Source organism: Pseudarthrobacter sp. KH_020_B (assembly GCF_057840185.1).
Genome location: NZ_CM174506.1, coordinates 840111 through 857192, shown reverse-complemented (window position 1 = coordinate 857192; position 17082 = coordinate 840111). Strand labels below are relative to the sequence as shown.

Genomic DNA, 17082 nt, shown 5'->3' with positions numbered 1-17082 from the left:
AAAAGAAAGCCAAAGCGGTTCCAGACGTTGATGTTGTCGGTTAGTGTGGCGCAGGTGAAGGCAATCCGCAGATTTACCGTCAGAACAGTCCTCCCGGAACCCATCAGGCCGCTGGCTCAGTTGGCCACCAACCTGCGCTGGTCCTGGCACCGGCCTACCCGTGAACTTTTCGCGGGCCTGAACCCCCGCATTTGGGAGGAATCCGGCCAGGATCCCATCAGTTTCCTGGGCCGGGTCAGCCGCGAAGAGTTCCAGCGCCTCGCCGCCGACCACTCGGTGGTGGACCAGGTCCGCGCCGCGGCCGAGGACCTTGACCGGTACCTTGAGCAGCCCCGCTGGTACCAGGGCCTGGGCGAGGATGCCCCGGCCGCCATCGCCTACTTCTCCCCCGAATTTGGCATCACCGAAGTCCTGCCGCAGTACTCCGGCGGCCTGGGCATCCTGGCCGGCGACCACCTCAAGGCCGCCTCGGACCTGGGTGTGCCCCTGATCGGCGTTGGCCTGCTGTACCAGGCCGGCTACTTCAAGCAGTCCCTCTCCCGCGACGCCTGGCAGCAGGAAACCTATCCGGTACTCGACCCCGACGGCCTCCCCCTCACCCTGCTCCGTGAGCCGTCCGCCGACGGCAACGGCCGGCCCCTGCAGATCTCGCTCCCGCTCCCCAACGGGCGCCGGCTGCTGTCACACATCTGGCGTGCCGACGTCGGACGCGTTCCCCTCTTGCTGCTGGACTCCAATGTTCCCGGCAACGACGACGCCGCGCGCGGCATCACCGACCGCCTCTACGGCGGCGGCGGAGACCACCGGCTCCAGCAGGAGCTCCTGCTGGGCATGGGCGGAGTCAAGGCGCTGCGCGCGTACCAGCAGCTGACCGGAACCCCGGCGCCCGAGGTGTTCCACACCAATGAGGGCCATGCCGGCTTCCTGGGGATTGAGCGCATCCAGGAACTGATGGCCGGCGACGCCGCCCTCACCTTCGACGAAGCCCTCGCCGCCGGAAGGGCATCCACGGTTTTTACCACCCACACCCCCGTTCCGGCCGGCATCGACCGTTTCGAGATTTCCCAGATCCACCACTTCTTCCAGGCCGGGCTCGCGCCCGCGGTACCCGTGGACCGGATCCTGGAACTTGGCCGGGAAAACTACGCCGACGGCAATCCCTCAGTCTTTAACATGGCGGTCATGGGACTCCGGCTGGCACAGCGGGCCAACGGCGTCGCCAAGCTGCACGGCGAGGTATCCCGCGGGATGTTCTCGGCCCTGTGGCCGGGGTTCGACCACTCCGAGGTGCCCATCACGTCCGTTACCAACGGCGTCCACGTGCCCACCTGGGTGGACGGGCGCATCTCGCGGCTCGCGCGGGAACAGTTCGGCACCGAGGCCGAAGCCACTGGCCGCTGGGACCTTGCCTACAACGTCAGCGATGCGGACGTCTGGGCGCTGCGCCGTGAAATGCGCTCAGCGCTGGTGGAGGACGTACGCCGCCGGCTCCGGGCCGCCTGGAAGAAGCGCGGCGCCGCCGACGCCGAGCTTGGCTGGACCGACAGGGTCCTGGACCCCGACGTGCTGACCATCGGCTTCGCCCGGCGTGTGCCCACCTATAAGCGCCTGACGCTGATGCTTCGCGAGCCGGACCGGCTCAAGGCCTTGCTGCTGCATCCGGAGCACCCGATCCAGCTCGTGATCGCAGGAAAGTCCCACCCGGCAGATGACGCCGGGAAGAAGATGATCCAGGACCTGGTGCGCTTCACCGACGACCCCGAGGTCCGCCACCGCATTGCCTTCCTGCCGAACTACGACATCGCCATGGCCAGGACGCTCTTCCCGGGCTGCGACGTGTGGCTCAACAACCCGCTCCGCCCCCTCGAGGCGTGCGGCACCTCAGGCATGAAGGCCGCCATCAACGGTTCGCTGAACCTTTCGGTGATGGACGGCTGGTGGGATGAAATGTACGACGGCGAGAACGGCTGGGCGATCCCCACCGCCAACAACGACGCGTCCCCCGAAGAGCGGGACGACATCGAGGCCGCGGCGCTGTACGGACTCCTGGAAACACAGGTGGCACCGCGGTTCTATGGGAGCACGGTGTCTGACAGCGCAGGTGCGGCCGGCCCGTCCACCACGGGCACGGAGAAAGTCCCCACGCACTGGGTGTCCATGATCAAGCACACGCTGTCCCATCTCGGCCCGGCCGTTTCCGCCGAGCGCATGCTGCATGACTACGTCAACATGCTCTACTGCCCCGCGGCCGAGGCCGGACGCAGGGCCGTTGCCAACTCCTACGCCCAGGCCCGTGTCCTGGCGGCATGGACGGCCAAGGTGCGCTCAGCGTGGCCCCTGCTGCACGTTGAACATGTGGACTCCGTGGGAGTTTCCGAGGACCCGCAGATCGGGGACACCCTGCAGGTGAACGCCTACATCGCGCTGCACACCCTCTCACCGGAGGACGTGTCCGTGGAGGTGGCTTATGGCCGTGCCGAGGAAAGCGACACCCTGGCGGACGTCACCCTGATGGAGTTGAACTCGAAAGAAGACCTGGGCGAGGGGCGCCACCTGTTCAGCGGCTCCCTGGTCATAGACCGCTCCGGTCCCTTTGGCTACACCGTCCGCGTCCTGCCCCGGCACGAGGCGCTGGCTTCCAAGGCCGAGCTGGGGCTGATCGTCAACGCTTAGTCATCGCCCGACTTCTCCGTGGCAACTTCGGCACGGGGTGTTTGGCCGTATACGTCCTTGCTGACCTCGTAGCCGTGGCTGTCGAGCGCCAGGGCCTGCTGGTTGACCTCAGCAAGTTGGGCGTCGGAGAGCTGTTCAACTTTAACGAGGTCCAGAGTTTCCTGATTTGTGCCACCCTCAGCTGTCACTTTCACCAGTCCCGTTCCGGCTGAATAGTACTTGCGCTGGTGGCCTACAGCCGGTTCCAGCGGGTTGTGCTCATCAATCACCAGCACGTCTTCATAGCAGCCGGCGGGAACGCATTTAGCGACTTTCTCCTCGAAAAAATCCCCGCAATCCAAGAAGTTCACGGAGGGTGCGTGGGCCTGAACATACTCGGGTGTTCCGGTCTTAGGCTGGGCCTGCATTGCAATTCCGGCCTGGCTCTCGGAAATCCCGTGAATGAAAGTATTGGGCGCCCCAATAAAGACGTCATTCTCGAACTCTTCGGGGTATTCGCCGAAAAGCCATACGGCTCCAGCGTTACTCTGCGCAAAGAAGGCCAGCTCGGATTCAACCAGCGACCCGTCGGCGTAGTCGCGGTCCCACAGCACCAGGGTTTTCACGCCGTCAATGACCTTGGTCAGACCCGTTACGGTGTGTGTGACCGTCCGCTCGATAGCGCCCTCGTCAGTCAAAACCTCGCCCGTCGTTGTGTACAGGGCGCCCGGCTTTAGCGGAAACCATTTGTTGTCGATCTTCGGAGAGTCCGGGAAGGCGGTGCGGTCGAAGTTGATGGCCGACCCGGGCCCGCACAGCTCTGAGGTGTTCGACGGCGACGGAGTCGACCCTGAAGGCGATGCCGATGACGGTGTCGCGGCGGAAGTGGCACGGGGCTGTGGGGCAGCTGGCGCCGCGCACGACGCCACAGTGGAGATCACCAGAAGCAGCGTGAAAATGAAACCCGAGCCGGAAAGTCCCCTATTAGGCTGGAGCATGAGTGTTGCCTTTCACGAATGGAACCAATTGTTGCCAACAACCGCGACGTGTCAGGATGATGCGAAATCACCCTTGACCGGGCGCGGATAAAGTCTGTCGGGGATACGTCGAAAAAACGACCAGAAGGTTCGTTCAGCCTCCTCAACCTGAGACCTTGTCTATTCCCGGACAGGCTTTGCAAGAAATAATGACCCTATTTCGCCCGTTTGGAAAGGGGGGAATCCCCCCGAGGATTCCCCGGGGGGGGACGAAAAACGGCTTCTGTTAGCCAACCAACGGAGAGTCTGCCGGGGCTAGAACAGCACCGCGGTGACGGCGAGGTCGCTGCCGGCGTAGCTCTCGGCATCCTGGAGGATCTCGCAGATGATCCCGAACGACCGGTCACCGCGGAACGCTCCGGCCACCTGCCAGAGGATCGTGACCGGGGCACTGCCGTTCTCGCCGATGCTGTCCGCGAAATCGTGCAGGGAATCGTTCAGGGCGTCCAGGTTCACGCCGTAGTGCTCAGGGAACGCGAGCACTTCGCCGAAGGTTTCCAGGACCGCTCTCTTGCTGTCGGCGGCGGGGACCACCAGGCTGCGGCGGCCGGCGTCGGCAACCTGTTCCTGGAGTTCTTCGATGGTCCACGTATCGGCTGAGTAGATTTTCATAAGGGTATTCAGCTGCCTTCTGCGATGAATTTGAACGAGTCGTAGTGGTCCTGCGTGTAGTACTTCTCGCCCTCGGAACCGGTGACGATGCGGCGGGCTCCCCTGTCGGATTCACCCGGGGTGGGCACGGTGTACTCGCGGTAATAGCCTGAATCCTGCCGCGGGAGGATGCGCTCGAAGTTGCCGAACGTCTTGTTGTCCTGGCTGTAGCGGTAGGGGCCGCCGGCGCGGATCGCGGCGAGGGTAGTCCGGGCTTCGGCCGGCAGCTGGGATTCCTTGATGGCGGGCAGCCCGGACGGGTTGGCTGGGACTGCCGCCGGGCCTGGAACCTCCGCAGGACCCGGGACGGGAGCGCCTGGAGCCGGGGCCGCGCTGGAACTTGCTGCCGGCGTCGTACTTCCCGTTATCGATTCAAGGAGCCCGGGGCCGCCGAAAGCGAACACCGCCATGGCCAGGAGCCCGGTCAGCAGCAGGGCAATGGAGCGGTTACGCAATTCTCGTCCCCTCCGCAGCTACGTGCGGTAGATGTTGATCGAGTTGGCCTCGATGAGGTCAGTCCCGCCCGAGGCCACGCGGCTTCCCTGTCGAAGCTCGTGAAGGGGCGACGTTGTCAGCCGGAGTTCGAACATCCTGAGGGGCGTTCCGTCGTCGTTCTTGAGTTCCGGAAGGGTGATTTTCACGTCGGAGCCGCTGCCGTTGACCACTACGAGGCCGGCCAGCGTGCCGTCATCCGAGCCAAGCAGGAGCTGCATGACGCGGTGCCGGGGATCATTCCACTGATCCATGGACATGGGCTGTCCGGAGTGATCAAACCAGTAGAGATAGGACTGCTCATCCCGAGCCGGAAAATCATGGGGCTGGCTTGCCAGGAACTCCTTGCGCAGGCGGACGTAGCGCTTGGTACTGCGGAGCATCTCCGCGGATTCCGGCGTACGCGTCCAGTCGAGCCACGCCAGTGGATTGTCTTGGCAGTAGGCGTTGTTGTTTCCCTGCTGCGTGCGCGCCAGCTCGTCGCCGGCAGTGATCATGGGCACGCCGAGGGAAATCATCAGGGAGGCCATCAGGTTCCGTCGGGACTGCGCCCGGTTCGCCACGATGGTCTCGTCCTCGCTCCGGCCTTCGAAGCCGTGGTTGTAGCTGCGGTTGTCCCCGTGCCCGTCCCGGTTCTGCTCACCGTTGGCCTCGTTGTGTTTACGGTCGTAGGACACGAGGTCGTTGAGCGTGAAGCCGTCGTGTGCGGCGATGAAGTTGACCGACGCCAGCCTGGACCGGCCTGACGCTTCAAAAAGCCCGGCCGATCCGGACAATGCATCAGCCAGCCGCGCCACGGACCCGCCATGGCCGCCGGCCTCGATGGCCGCCCGGTCGGCGAGCCAGAACGAGCGGACGCCGTCCCGGAAGTGGTCGTTCCAGTCAACCCAGCCTCCCGGGAACCGTCCCGTCTGCCAGCCGCCGTAGCCGACGTCCCAGGGCTCGGCGATCAGTTTGACGTCGGACAGCACAGGATCGGCGGCCACGGCCACCAAGAACGGGTGCCGGGGATCAAACTCGTTGTCCGCGTTCCGGCAGAGCGTCACGGCCAGGTCGAAGCGAAAACCGTCGATGTGGAATTCGTCCACCCAGTAGCGGAGTGAATCCAGCACCAGCTGGACCACCTGGGGCTGGCCGAAATTCAGGCTGTTGCCGCAGCCCGTGGTGTCGATGTACTTCCCGTGTCCGTCCGTTCGGTAGTACGTGTCCTCGCCGAGTCCGCGGAAGCTGATGGTCTGGCCGTCGGGGCCGCCCTCGGCAGTGTGGTTGTAAACGACGTCGAGAATCACTTCAAGCCCTGCCGCGTGGAGCAGCTTGACCATTCCCTTGAACTCGTCCTGGACGGCGTGCGGTCCGGCATCCTGCGCAGCCTGCGTTGCATAGGCCGCGTGCGGTGCGAAAAACGCGGCCGTGTTGTAGCCCCAGTAGTTGGTCAGGCCAAGGTTCTGCAGGTGCAGCTCATCGCGGTGGAAGTGCACCGGGAGCAGATGGACAGCGGTAATGCCCAGGCTCTTGAAATGCTCGATGATGGCAGGATGGGCCATTCCGGCGTAGGTTCCGCGCAGCTCGGCGGGGACATCGGGATGCAGCATGCTCTGGCCGCGGACATGGGCCTCGTAGATGATGGTGTTCCGCCACTGCGTCCGGGGCGGTTCGTCGGTGCCCCAGTCAAAATCGCCGGCCATCCGGACGCTCGTCAGGAACCCCTCCCGCTGGTCCACGGCTCGGCCGTATGGATCGAGCAGAAGGGGCTGCCCGCCGTCGTCGTCCAGGTCCACGATGGGGACCGCCAGCGGCAACGGGTCCGCCTTGGACGTGGCGCGGAAACCGTACAGCGATCCGTACGGGAAATCCTCAACAATTCCGTGGTGCACACCGTGGGTGACATTGGGCAGGGTCTGCAGATGCCACTCGCTGCCGGGGGCCTTGTAGGCAATCTCAAGGTTCTCCACGGCCGGGGCGTACACGGCGACGTTGGCGCTGGACTGCACGGCGTAATCCGCTCCCGATCCCGGGCGCGGGACGCTGACACCGAGCGGATATGCCGAAGAGGCATCCTTGGTGGAAGCTGTATCGAATAGCGGCATGACCATCACGTCCATGGTAGCGGCCAGCGGCTGTTGAACTGCACTGCCACTTTTATGACGTCATGCGGCCCCACCACGCTCCGACGCTCTCTCACTTTTCGCAACTTAACGGGAACGCTCTCTCACCGGGTGAGAGAGCGTTCCCGTTAAACCCACCAAAAGTGAGAGAGCGTTTCTCCCGCAGCGACCTACTTGACGGCGCGCTGCCTCGAGATTTCGTACAGCGAGATGCCAACGGCCATGGACGCGTTGAGCGACTCCATGGCGGAGTTGATCGGGATGGAAACGATCTGGTCGCAGTTTTCGCGGACCAGGCGGCTCAGGCCCTTGCCCTCGGAACCGACCACAATGCAGACGGGCTCGGTGGCCAGGGTAAGGTCAGGCAGCGAAACGTCGCCCTCGCCGTCGAGCCCCAGGACAAAGATGCCCATGTTCTTGAACTGCTTCAGGGCACTGTTCAGGTTGGCGGCCCGCGCCACAGGAACACGCACGGCAGCGCCGGCACTGGTCTTCCAGGCCGAGGCCGTAACGCCCACGGAGCGGCGTTCCGGGACGATGACGCCGTGGCCGCTGAAGGCCGAGACGGAGCGGATGATGGCACCGAGGTTGCGCGGGTCCGTGATGCCGTCCAGGGCAACGAACAGTGGAGCGTTGGATACGTGGCCCTTCTTCCAGCGGTCCACGGTTTCCTCGGCCAGGTCATAAGCGTCCTGGTACTCGTAGGGCGGGATCTGCAGGACCAGGCCCTGGTGGATGGCGTCGTCCGTCATGCGATCCAGTTCGGGCTTGCCGGTCTCGAGCAGCGGGATGCCGCGTTCGGCGGCGATCTTCAGCGATTCCTTAACGCGGTCATCCATTTCAATCCGGATGGCGATGTGCAGGGCCTTCGCGGGGATCCCGGCGCGGAGGGCTTCCACCACGGAGTTACGGCCGGTGACGACTTCCTCGGTGGCGCGGCCCTTGGGACCCGTGCGGGAGGCGCCGGCGCTGCGGGCACCCGTGCCGCGCTTGGCGGCCGAGCGTTCGGCAAGCTGCTTGCTCTTGTGCGCCTTGTGGTAAGGGCGGTCCTCCGCCTTGGGCGTGGGACCCTTGCCTTCAAGGGCCTTACGGCCATGACCACCGGTTCCGATGGTTGGCCCCTTCTTTGCTTTGACCGATCGGCGACCGTTGTTGGCCATGAGTTCCACCCTTGATTGTTTGACTGAGTCTGATTACCAGTCTACTGAATCAAGTAAAATCGCCGGTTCAGTCCCGTTGCAGGCTCCAGGTGGCGCCATCCGGGCCATCTTCGACCACGACGCCGGCCGCCTTCAGCGTGTCCCGGATAGCGTCGGAGGCGGCCCAGTCCTTGGTGGCCCTGGCCTGCGCGCGGGCAGCGAGCTGGGCTTCGACCAGTACGTCCAAGGCCGCCGCTTGCCGGGCGTCCGACGCCGGTCCGGAAGCCACCGCGTTCAGGCCCAGGACGCGCAGCATGTCATGCAGGCTGTGCAGCGCCTGCTGTGCGTCCTCCAGCCGTCCTTCTGTCAGGGCATTATTTCCGGATCGGACGGTTTCGTGGACCACGGCGAGGGCCTGCGGCACGTTGAGGTCGTCGTCCATGGCGCGCACGAACGACTCCGGAACCGTGCCGTAGGTGGCGAACGTGTAGTTCCCGCCGGCGGAGAGCGCGCCAACGGCGCGGCTGATAAAGCCGTCAATGCGTTCGACGGCGGCGGCGGCCTCCTCAAGCGACGTGGGGCGGTAGTCCAGCACTGAGCGGTAGTGGGCCTGTCCCAGGTAGTAGCGGACCACCCGCGGCGACGCGAGCTCCAGCATCTCCGACGGGCTGATGGTGTTGCCGATGGACTTGGACATCTTTTCGCCCTGGTACGTCACCATGCCGTTGTGCATCCAGAAGTTGGCGAACCCGTGCCCCGCGGCCTGGGACTGGGCCATCTCGTTTTCGTGGTGCGGGAAGCGCAGGTCCAGTCCGCCCCCGTGGATATCGAACTCGGTGCCGAGGTACTTGGTGACCATGGCGGAGCATTCAAGGTGCCAGCCCGGGCGGCCGGCGCCCCAGGGCGAGGCCCAGCTCGCCGTCGTCGGCTCTCCTTCTTTGGTGCCCTTCCACAGGGCGAAGTCGCGGGGGTCCTTCTTGCCGCGGGGATCCGCGTCCGGAGCGCCTTGCATGTCGTCGATGTTCTGGCGCGTCAGTGACCCGTATTTGTCCCAGGAGCGAACATCGAAGTAGACATCGCCGGAATCGTCCAGTGCCGGGTAGGCGTGGCCACGGTCCATCAGCTGCTGGATCAGCGCATGCATTTCGGGGATATGGCCGGTTGCCCGTGGCTCATAGGTGGGCCGGGAAACGCCGAGGGTGTCGTAGGCCTGCAGGAACGCCTGCTCGTAGCGGTAGGCCAGCGCCCACCATTCCTCCTCGCGGACAGAATCCGGTCCGTCTTCGAAGTCCGGGCTGAACGACTCGGCGGACTTGACCAGGATCTTGTCGTCGATGTCCGTAACGTTCCGGACCACGGTAACCCGCAGCCCCCGGTACTCGAGCCAGCGGGTGAGCTGGTCAAAGGCGATCGCCGAGCGGATGTGGCCCACGTGGGGCAGGCCCTGCACGGTGGCTCCGCAGTAGTACAGGCTCGCTTTTCCCGGGACGAGGGGAACGAAGTCACGGACTTCGGCGGACGCGGTGTCATAGAAGCGGAGAGTCACCGCTCCAGATTAGCGGAAAAGGCCTGCGCCCCGGCCCCCGCGCGCTGTCCGGCCTGAACAGCGCCGGGTTGAATCACCGGGGATAGACCAATGCGGTGGCGACGGCGGAAATGCCCTCGCCCCTGCCGGTGAAACCCAGTCCGTCGCTGGTGGTGGCCGTGACACTGACCGGCGCCCCTGCCGCGTCGCTCAGCACGCGTTGGGACTCTTCCCGCCGCGGGCCGAATTTGGGCCGAGTAGCCACGAACTGCACTGCCACGTTGCCGATCTCAAAGCCGGCCGCACGGACAATCCTCGCCGCCTCGGCCAGGAGCGTGACACCTGAGGCGCCGGCGAACTCGGGGCGGTCCGTGCCGAAGTGCGTGCCGAGGTCCCCGATGCCTGCTGCCGAGAACAGGGCGTCGGCTGCGGCGTGGGCCACCGGGTCCCCGTCCGAATGCCCGGCCAGTCCACGCTCGCCTTCCCAGAACAGCCCGCCCAGCCAGAGCGGACGGGGAAGGTCAGGGGACGCGTAGGCATGCACATCCAGGCCGATACCCGTGCGCGGCAGGATCATCTTGGCTTCACCCATGGTTAACCTTCCACCCAGCGGATGCCCAGCGGGCCTTCCAACAGCCCCTCGGCAATGATCAGGTCCAGCGGCGTGGTGATTTTCAAAGACTGGGTGGAGCCATGGACAGCGTGCACGGGAACTCCCAGGAGTTCCACGAGCATGGCGTCGTCGGTGACCGCCGCAGCCTGTTTCTCGTCAAAGGCCTCCGCCGCCTGATGGGCCTGGACCAGTGTGGACAGGCGGAAACCTTGGGGCGTCTGGACCGAACGGAGCTCCTCCCGCGGCGCGGTCCCGGTCACGAGTTCCGGGGCGATCCTGCTGTCGTCACCGGTCGTGGGGGCAACCATCTTCACCGTATCCACCACCGGCACCGTCGGAATCACGGCAACAGCGCCGGCAGCCAGGGAATCAACGACGCGGTGGAAGACATACTCGGGCGTCAGCGCCCTGGCGGCGTCGTGGACCAGCACGGCTTCAGTGCCGTCCAGCAAGGCGGCCAGCGCTGACCGGACGGACGCGGCACGGGTGGCGCCGCCGTCGACCGTTGTCAGCACGGGAAGCGGGTTCTCCGGGTTGCCGTCGTGCCCTGCGCGGAGTTCCTCGGCGAAGGCAGCGCACAGTTCCTGCAGGACCGTATCGCCGGGCGGCAGTGCCACACAGATCTGGCGTGCAACGCCGGCGGCCGCGACGCCCCGGAGGGCGTGGGTGAGGATGGCGTCACTCCCCAGCGGCACGCGCGCCTTGGGCATGCCGTAACCCAGCCGCTCGCCGGAACCGGCAGCCACTATAACGACGGCGGTGACGGGGCGGGGAAGTCCGTTGTTCATGCTGCCAGCCTACGTGCCCACCTGCCCGGCCTGCCGAATCCCACCCGCGCGACGCGCCTGCCGCGGCGGTCAAGTGTTCCGAAAAAGGGCAAAAAGAAACCCCGGAGGCACTTGCGTACCCCCGGGGTTCAATTCTTAGGAAGCCAGGACCTCGTCGAGAACGCTTGCAGCCTTCTCTTCATCAGTCTTTTCAGCCAGTGCAAGTTCTGAAATCAGAATCTGACGGGCCTTGGCCAGCATGCGCTTCTCACCTGCGGAAAGGCCCCGATCGTGATCACGGCGCCAGAGATCGCGAACAACCTCTGCTACCTTGATGACGTCACCGGAAGCAAGCTTCTCCAGATTTGCCTTGTATCTGCGCGACCAGTTGGTGGGTTCTTCAGTGAACTCAGCCCGGAGAACATCAAATACGTGCTCCAGACCTTCCTTGCCCACTACGTCACGGACCCCAACAAGGTCAACGTTCTCTGCTGGAACTTCAATGGTCAGATCACCCTGAGCCACCTTGAGCTTGAGATACATTTTCTCTTCGCCCTTGACAGTGCGCATCTTGATTTCTTCAATTTTTGCAGCACCGTGGTGAGGGTAAACTACTGTCTCGCCGACCTCAAATACCATGTGGACATTCCCCTTTCCCGCAGACCAGTTTATCACGATTCAGGCATATGACTGGCCTCGAACCGGCCCCGGAACCCCGGAAATACGCGGAAAATGGGCAGAATAGACCCCCTTCGACCCCTTGACGAATGCAGATAATAGTGCATGCGCGGCGTGCTGCCAAGGGCAATGTGACCGTGCGGAATCCTCGTTTGGTGCGGTTTGCCGTTAGGCTATGGCTGAATAATGTTTCAAGACTCTCAAGGAGTACGTGACGTGCGTTTCACTGCGATGAACCGGGCCCAGGGCGGCAAACTGGCACTGGCGGCAGGATCCCTGGCCCTCGCCCTGGCGACGATGACCGGCTGTGGCTACATCAACCCCCAGCAGACTTCTCACCAGTACGCGTCGTCGGACGGTATCCGCGCCGACCTGGGCCCCCTGCAGCTGCGCAACATGCTCATTGTCTCCGCTGCCGAAGACAAGCCCGGCCGACTGCTCGGCGCCGTCTACAACTCCTCTTCGCAGGACGTCAAGCTCACCGTCAACGGGGCCGAGGGTTCGCAGACGCAGGTGCCGGTGAAAGCCAACTCCTACACCCTGCTCAACGACTCCACGGATGAGGCCATCCTCAGCACGACCGGCGCCATCGCCGGTTCGCTGTTGGACGTCAAGGTCACCGAAGACGGCACCAAGGTGAGCAAGACTGTCCGGATCCCGGTCCTGGATGCTTCCCTCGCGGAGTACAAGGAGTACCTGCCGGCCGGCAGCGAACCGACCGGATCCGCCACACCCAGCCCGTCGCCGTCGGCCACGGGCACAGGCGCGGCCCACTAGGCAGCAACAAGGCACAAAAGGAGGGGCTCCCCGCGGGGAGCCCCTCCTTTTGTGCCCTTGAAGTCTGGTGTGCCTTATGCCTAATGTGCCTTACGGCGGAGAGACCTACGGCTCGAATTTGTAGCCCAGGCCGCGGACTGTTACCAGGAAACGCGGCACGGACGGGTCGGGCTCGATCTTGCCGCGCAGCCGCTTGACGTGCACGTCCAGGGTCTTGGTGTCCCCCACGTAGTCCGAACCCCAAACCCGGTCGATCAGCTGGCCGCGGGTCAGTACACGGCCGGAGTTGCGCAGCAGCATTTCCAGCAGCTCGAATTCCTTCAGCGGCAGGAGGACCTGCTGGCCATCCACGCTGACCACATGCCGTTCGATGTCCATCCGGACAGGGCCGGCCTGGACTGTGGCCGAGATCAGTTCCTCAGGCTCACCCTGCCGGCGGAGCACGGCCCGGACGCGGGCCACCAGCTCACGGGAAGAGTAGGGCTTGGTGACGTAGTCGTCGGCGCCTAACTCCAGGCCAACCACCTTGTCTATCTCGGAGTCCTTGGCCGTCAGCATGATGACCGGAACGCTGGAGCGCTGCCGCAGCTGGCGGCAGACCTCCGTACCTGACAGGCCGGGGAGCTGCAGATCCAGCAGCACCAGATCCGCCCCATTGCGGTCGAATTCGGTGATGGCGTCCAAGCCGTTGTCCACCACTTCAACCTCGAACCCCTCCTTGCCCAACAAATAGGACAACGGATCACTGAAAGATTCTTCGTCTTCGACAATCAAAATCCTGCTCAAGCGCTGGCTCCTTGCTCATGTACGCCGCGTTCTTTGCCACGCTCGGGTACGGCTCGTTGTTTGACACCTGCAGTATCCGGTTCGTCCTGGCTTTCCATCTCAGGCAGCCGCAGGGTGAATGTGGAACCCTGGCCGGGCCGTGACCACAATGTCACTTCACCGCCGTGGTTGGAGGCAACGTGTTTGACGATGCTCAGGCCCAGGCCCGTTCCGCCCGTGTGGCGCGAACGCGCCGCATCCACCCGATAGAAGCGCTCAAACACCCGCTCCTGATCCTCCGGGGTCAGCCCCTCGCCCTGGTCCGTGACCGACACGGCGATAAGCCCGTCCTTCGACCGGACGCCCACGCCCACCCGCGTGTTCTCCGGGGAGTAGCGGATGGCGTTGTCGATCAGGTTCCGCAGCGCGGTAACCAGCAGGTCCTGGTCGCCATAAACGGTGGCTTTCACGCGATCGCCCACAACGATGCGGATGTTCTTGCTTTCGGCGGGGAGCTGGGAGCGGTCCACTGCTTCGGTGATGACGGCGTTGATGTCCACGGCCCGGCCCTGCTGGGACACACTGGCGCCCTGGAGGCGCGACAGTTCGATGATGTCCTGGACCAGGGCGGCAAGCCGGCCCGACTCCTTGTGCATGCGCTTGGCGAACCTGCGTACGGCCTGTTCGTCGTCAGCCGAGGACTCCAGCGCCTCGGCCAGCAGGGAAATGGCCCCCACCGGGGTCTTCAGCTCGTGGGACACGTTGGCCACGAAGTCGTTCCGGATCTCTTCGGTGCGGGTGATCTCGGTGCGGTCGTCGGCCAGCAGCACGATATATTCCTCGCCGAGCATGGCTGCGCGGACCTGCACGATGATGGTGCCCTGGCCGAGCGGACCGCGCGGAAGCTCCAGCCGTTTTTCCAGGATCACGCCGTCGCGGCGCACGCCGGCTGTCATGTCCAGCAGCTCCTTGTGGACCACCGTATGGCCGCGCACCAGGCCATACGCATAAGCTGCCGGGCTGGCACGCACCACACCGTCCACGGCGTCAATCACCACAAAAGCCCGTCCGACGACGGCCAGCACTTCCGCGGCGCCGGCCGGCAAAGCGAGTTCGTCCACGTCGACGTCAACAAGCTTGCGCTGCTTTTCACTGATCCTGAAGGCGAGCACGCCAAAGGTGCCGAGCGACAGGCCGACCAGGCCGGCGATGACACCGATGAGCATAGGATCCACAACTCCAGCTTAGGCCGTGGTTCCTGTCGAGACGGTGCGTCATGGCCCATTGCGGGGACGGTTCAGCTAACGTTCATCTACAACCGACTAATCGTTTACCGCACGCTGACAGTGTTATACGTTGGAGTGCCGAATGGCGACATGAGTTCCGTCTGCCACCCGCGGGGCGGAGTTCCAAAGAAAGGACGCCCACGTGCGTAAGGTTTTTCAGGAAGAGCTGACCCAGGTGGGTGAGCAGCTGGTGGAGATTTCAAAGTTGGTCAGCGAGGCATTGGGGAAGGCCGCGACGTCCTTCCAGGTTGCCGACGTTGATCTGGCAGAGGACGTCATCGCCGCGGACGCGCGCATCGACTTTTTGCAGACCAGCCTGGATGAGCGCGCCATCGACATCCTCGCCCTGCAGGGGCCGGTGGCCAGCGATCTGCGGATGATCGTGGGCTCCCTGCGCATGAGCGCTTCCCTGGAGCGGATGGGGGACCTGGCCCGCCACATCGCCCAGCTGGCCCGGCTGCGTTTCCCGTCCACCGTGATCCCTGCATCCATGACGGAAACGTTCAACAAAATGGCCGAGCAGGACCAACTGATCGCGGACAAGCTTATTGTCCTGCTGGAATCCCGGGACCTCGAAGTGGCCCGCGACATCCACAAGGCCAACAGCATCATCGACGACCTTCACCTGAGCGTTTTCAAGGCGATCGCCGCCCCGGACTGGGCCGAGTCCCCCGCCACTACCGTGGACGTGGCCCTGGCCAGCCGCTACTTCGAACGGTTCGCTGACCACGGCGTGTCCGTGGCCCGCAAGGTCACATACCTCGTCACCGGCGAATGGCAGCCGCAGGGCTTCTAACCCTCTCCTAACCGCGTACGACGGCGGGCCGGCCACCTCAGGTGACCGGCCCGCCGTCGTACGTTAACTACTGCCTTATTTCTTGCCCTGGTTGGCCACTGCCAGGATGGCCTCCGCGGCGGCCTCCGGATCCAGGTATGTACCGCCCGGCTTGATCGGCTGGAAGTCCTCGTCGAGGTCGTAGACCAGCGGGATGCCGGTGGGGATGTTCAGGCCGGTGATGTCTTCGTCGCTGATGCCGTCCAGGTGCTTGACCAGGGCGCGCAGGGAGTTGCCGTGGGCGGTGACCAGGACGGTCTTGCCGACCTTCAGGTCTTCCTTGATGTCCGATTCCCAATACGGGAGCAGGCGGATCAGGACATCCTTGAGGCATTCCGTGCGCGGCAGCGCGTCGCCGAGGTCCCCGTAACGGGGGTCGTGGGCCTGGGAGAACTCGGAGTCGTCGGACAGGGGCGGCGGCGGGGTGTCGTAGGACCGGCGCCATTCCATGAACTGGTCCTCGCCGTATTCGGCCAGGGTCTGTGCCTTGTCCTTGCCCTGCAGGGCGCCGTAGTGGCGTTCGTTCAGGCGCCAGTCCCGCTTGACGGGGATCCAGCCGCGGTCGGCCTTGTCCAGGGAAATGTTGGCCGTGTTGATGGCCCGCCTCAGGAGCGAGGTGTAGAGGACATCCGGGAGAAGATCGTTCTCAACCAGGAGCTCGCCGCCGCGGGCTGCTTCCTCGCGGCCTTGGTCGTTGAGGTCGACGTCCACCCAGCCGGTGAACAGGTTCTTGGCGTTCCAGTCGCTGTGGCCGTGGCGCAGCAGAATCAGCTTGTAAGTCATGATTTTTATCCTAGCCGAGGCAAAGCGCCGCCCGCCTTGCGTTACAAGGGCCTTGCGTTACAAGGGCCCTGCGTTACAAGGATAGGGTTGGGCCGTGGTGCAAAAAGCTGAACGCGTGAGCGCTCCCCATGGCCGGAGCGGCAGGCCGGTCGGAAACATCACGCGGGGCACCACCAATCCCAACCGGATGCGGCGGGTGGACCGCTGGCTCACCGGCCCCCAGGCCTGGCGGCTGCGCGCTGCCGAAGACCCCCTCGTGGTTGACCTGGGCTACGGCGCAACGCCTGCCACCGCCGTCGAACTCTTTGAACGTCTCCGCGCCGTCCGGCCTGACGTGCGGGTGTGCGGAATCGAAATCGAGCCGGAGCGCGTCCGGATCGCCAAGGCGCTCGAGAGGCCGGGGCTGAGCTTCCAGGTGGGCGGTTTCGAGTTGCCGCTGCCCGGGCGCCCTGTGCTGGTCCGCGCCTTCAACGTCCTGCGGCAGTACGAAGAGGCTGATGTGGCGGGGATCTGGCGGCTGGTGCAGGGCCGGCTGGCCCCCGGCGGACTCTTTATCGACGGGACGTGCGATGAGATCGGGCGGCGGGTGACGTGGGTTGCCCTCGACGCCGAACGGCCGTTGTCACTGAGCATGTCAGTACGGTTCGGCAGCTTTGACCTGCCGTCGGAAATTGCCGAGCGGCTGCCGAAAGCGCTGATCCACCGCAACGTTCCGGGCGAGCCTGTCCACCGGCTGATGCAGGCCATGGACCGGGCCTGGCTGGAGTCGGCGCCGCTGGCGTCGTTCGGTAACAGGCAGCGCTGGCACGCCATGTGCAGGGCACTGCTCGACGGCGGGTGGCCGGTTCAGGACGGGCCGGCGCGGTGGCGCCTGGGCGAACTAACTGTGGCTTGGGAAGCTGTTGCGCCGCCGGACTAGGCTGGGCCCACGCCGGCAGGGTTCCCTGAGCGAGCTTGCGAGCTGAGGGTGCCGGTGG

At 64.7% G+C, this 17082-nt stretch carries 16 protein-coding genes; 4 read left to right on the top strand and 12 right to left on the bottom strand.

Features of this window, described 5'->3' with window-relative positions; translation table 11 throughout:
• The first annotated feature begins 54 nt into the window (after positions 1-54).
• A complete protein-coding gene (gene glgP / locus AC3IT0_RS04125; RefSeq protein WP_489322522.1) occupies positions 55-2673 on the top strand; it encodes an alpha-glucan family phosphorylase in 2619 nt (872 codons plus the stop codon).
• Here glgP and AC3IT0_RS04120 read toward each other — a convergent pair.
• From AC3IT0_RS04120 to AC3IT0_RS04080, 9 genes are all read right to left on the bottom strand, one after another.
• The gene (locus AC3IT0_RS04120) at positions 2670-3350 is read right to left on the bottom strand and encodes a hypothetical protein (RefSeq protein WP_489322521.1); all 681 of its coding nucleotides are present in this window, start codon (positions 3348-3350) and stop codon (positions 2670-2672) included. The genes glgP and AC3IT0_RS04120 overlap by 4 nt on opposite strands.
• A gap of 594 nt (positions 3351-3944) precedes the next feature.
• Entirely contained in the window at positions 3945-4301 is a 357-nt protein-coding gene (locus AC3IT0_RS04115; RefSeq protein ID WP_489322520.1) for a barstar family protein, read from the bottom strand.
• Between the two features lie 8 nt (positions 4302-4309).
• The gene (locus AC3IT0_RS04110; RefSeq protein ID WP_489322519.1) at positions 4310-4795 is read right to left on the bottom strand and encodes a guanyl-specific ribonuclease; all 486 of its coding nucleotides are present in this window, start codon (positions 4793-4795) and stop codon (positions 4310-4312) included.
• 18 nt (positions 4796-4813) lie between these two features.
• Complete coding sequence (gene glgX / locus AC3IT0_RS04105; RefSeq protein WP_489322518.1) at positions 4814-6925, bottom strand: glycogen debranching protein GlgX; 2112 nt, start codon at positions 6923-6925, stop codon at positions 4814-4816.
• A 182-nt stretch (positions 6926-7107) separates the two neighbouring features.
• Entirely contained in the window at positions 7108-8097 is a 990-nt protein-coding gene (rlmB, locus tag AC3IT0_RS04100) for a 23S rRNA (guanosine(2251)-2'-O)-methyltransferase RlmB (protein ID WP_489322517.1), read from the bottom strand.
• A gap of 67 nt (positions 8098-8164) precedes the next feature.
• The gene (gene cysS / locus AC3IT0_RS04095; protein ID WP_489322516.1) at positions 8165-9622 is read right to left on the bottom strand and encodes a cysteine--tRNA ligase; all 1458 of its coding nucleotides are present in this window, start codon (positions 9620-9622) and stop codon (positions 8165-8167) included.
• Between the two features lie 73 nt (positions 9623-9695).
• Positions 9696-10193 (bottom strand): 2-C-methyl-D-erythritol 2,4-cyclodiphosphate synthase, encoded by a 498-nt coding sequence (gene ispF / locus AC3IT0_RS04090; protein WP_489322515.1) that lies wholly within the window; start codon positions 10191-10193, stop codon positions 9696-9698.
• A 2-nt stretch (positions 10194-10195) separates the two neighbouring features.
• Positions 10196-11002 (bottom strand): 2-C-methyl-D-erythritol 4-phosphate cytidylyltransferase, encoded by an 807-nt coding sequence (gene ispD / locus AC3IT0_RS04085; RefSeq protein WP_489322514.1) that lies wholly within the window; start codon positions 11000-11002, stop codon positions 10196-10198.
• A gap of 135 nt (positions 11003-11137) precedes the next feature.
• The gene (locus tag AC3IT0_RS04080; protein WP_026266570.1) at positions 11138-11620 is read right to left on the bottom strand and encodes a CarD family transcriptional regulator; all 483 of its coding nucleotides are present in this window, start codon (positions 11618-11620) and stop codon (positions 11138-11140) included.
• A gap of 255 nt (positions 11621-11875) precedes the next feature.
• Between AC3IT0_RS04080 and AC3IT0_RS04075 the strand changes: the two genes are divergently transcribed.
• Complete coding sequence (locus AC3IT0_RS04075; RefSeq protein ID WP_489322513.1) at positions 11876-12436, top strand: hypothetical protein; 561 nt, start codon at positions 11876-11878, stop codon at positions 12434-12436.
• 105 nt (positions 12437-12541) lie between these two features.
• On the opposite strand, the gene AC3IT0_RS04070 is transcribed toward AC3IT0_RS04075, so the two are convergent.
• Both AC3IT0_RS04070 and AC3IT0_RS04065 read right to left on the bottom strand, forming a co-directional pair.
• A complete protein-coding gene (locus tag AC3IT0_RS04070; RefSeq protein WP_254752476.1) occupies positions 12542-13222 on the bottom strand; it encodes a response regulator transcription factor in 681 nt (226 codons plus the stop codon).
• Positions 13219-14427 (bottom strand): sensor histidine kinase, encoded by a 1209-nt coding sequence (locus AC3IT0_RS04065; RefSeq protein ID WP_489323715.1) that lies wholly within the window; start codon positions 14425-14427, stop codon positions 13219-13221. The genes AC3IT0_RS04070 and AC3IT0_RS04065 overlap by 4 nt, the downstream gene beginning before the upstream one ends.
• Positions 14428-14629: 202 nt before the next feature.
• On the opposite strand from AC3IT0_RS04065, the gene phoU reads away from it, so the two are divergent.
• Positions 14630-15283 carry a phosphate signaling complex protein PhoU gene (gene phoU / locus AC3IT0_RS04060; protein WP_489322512.1) on the top strand — a complete coding sequence of 218 codons (654 nt, stop codon included), beginning with the start codon at positions 14630-14632 and terminating at the stop codon, positions 15281-15283.
• 75 nt (positions 15284-15358) lie between these two features.
• Here phoU and AC3IT0_RS04055 read toward each other — a convergent pair whose 3' ends face one another.
• Complete coding sequence (locus AC3IT0_RS04055; RefSeq protein WP_489322511.1) at positions 15359-16105, bottom strand: phosphoglyceromutase; 747 nt, start codon at positions 16103-16105, stop codon at positions 15359-15361.
• A gap of 94 nt (positions 16106-16199) precedes the next feature.
• Here AC3IT0_RS04055 and AC3IT0_RS04050 point away from each other — a divergent pair, with 94 nt between their 5' ends.
• Positions 16200-17024, top strand: coding sequence for a class I SAM-dependent methyltransferase (locus tag AC3IT0_RS04050; RefSeq protein WP_489322510.1), 825 nt, complete (start codon positions 16200-16202; stop codon positions 17022-17024).
• Positions 17025-17082 lie beyond the last annotated feature (58 nt).

What these genes read in the sequence shown, in the direction of transcription:
- glgX (WP_489322518.1), bottom strand. Translation starts at nt 6,925, where the DNA reads ATGGTCATGCCGCTATTCGATACAGCTTCCACCAAGGATGCCTCTTCG.
- ispF (WP_489322515.1), bottom strand. Translation starts at nt 10,193, where the DNA reads ATGGGTGAAGCCAAGATGATCCTGCCGCGCACGGGTATCGGCCTGGAT.
- ispD (WP_489322514.1), bottom strand. Translation starts at nt 11,002, where the DNA reads ATGAACAACGGACTTCCCCGCCCCGTCACCGCCGTCGTTATAGTGGCT.
- rlmB (WP_489322517.1), bottom strand. Translation starts at nt 8,097, where the DNA reads ATGGCCAACAACGGTCGCCGATCGGTCAAAGCAAAGAAGGGGCCAACC.
- AC3IT0_RS04065 (WP_489323715.1), bottom strand. Translation starts at nt 14,427, where the DNA reads ATGCTCATCGGTGTCATCGCCGGCCTGGTCGGCCTGTCGCTCGGCACC.
- AC3IT0_RS04115 (WP_489322520.1), bottom strand. Translation starts at nt 4,301, where the DNA reads ATGAAAATCTACTCAGCCGATACGTGGACCATCGAAGAACTCCAGGAA.
- AC3IT0_RS04055 (WP_489322511.1), bottom strand. Translation starts at nt 16,105, where the DNA reads ATGACTTACAAGCTGATTCTGCTGCGCCACGGCCACAGCGACTGGAAC.
- AC3IT0_RS04080 (WP_026266570.1), bottom strand. Translation starts at nt 11,620, where the DNA reads ATGGTATTTGAGGTCGGCGAGACAGTAGTTTACCCTCACCACGGTGCT.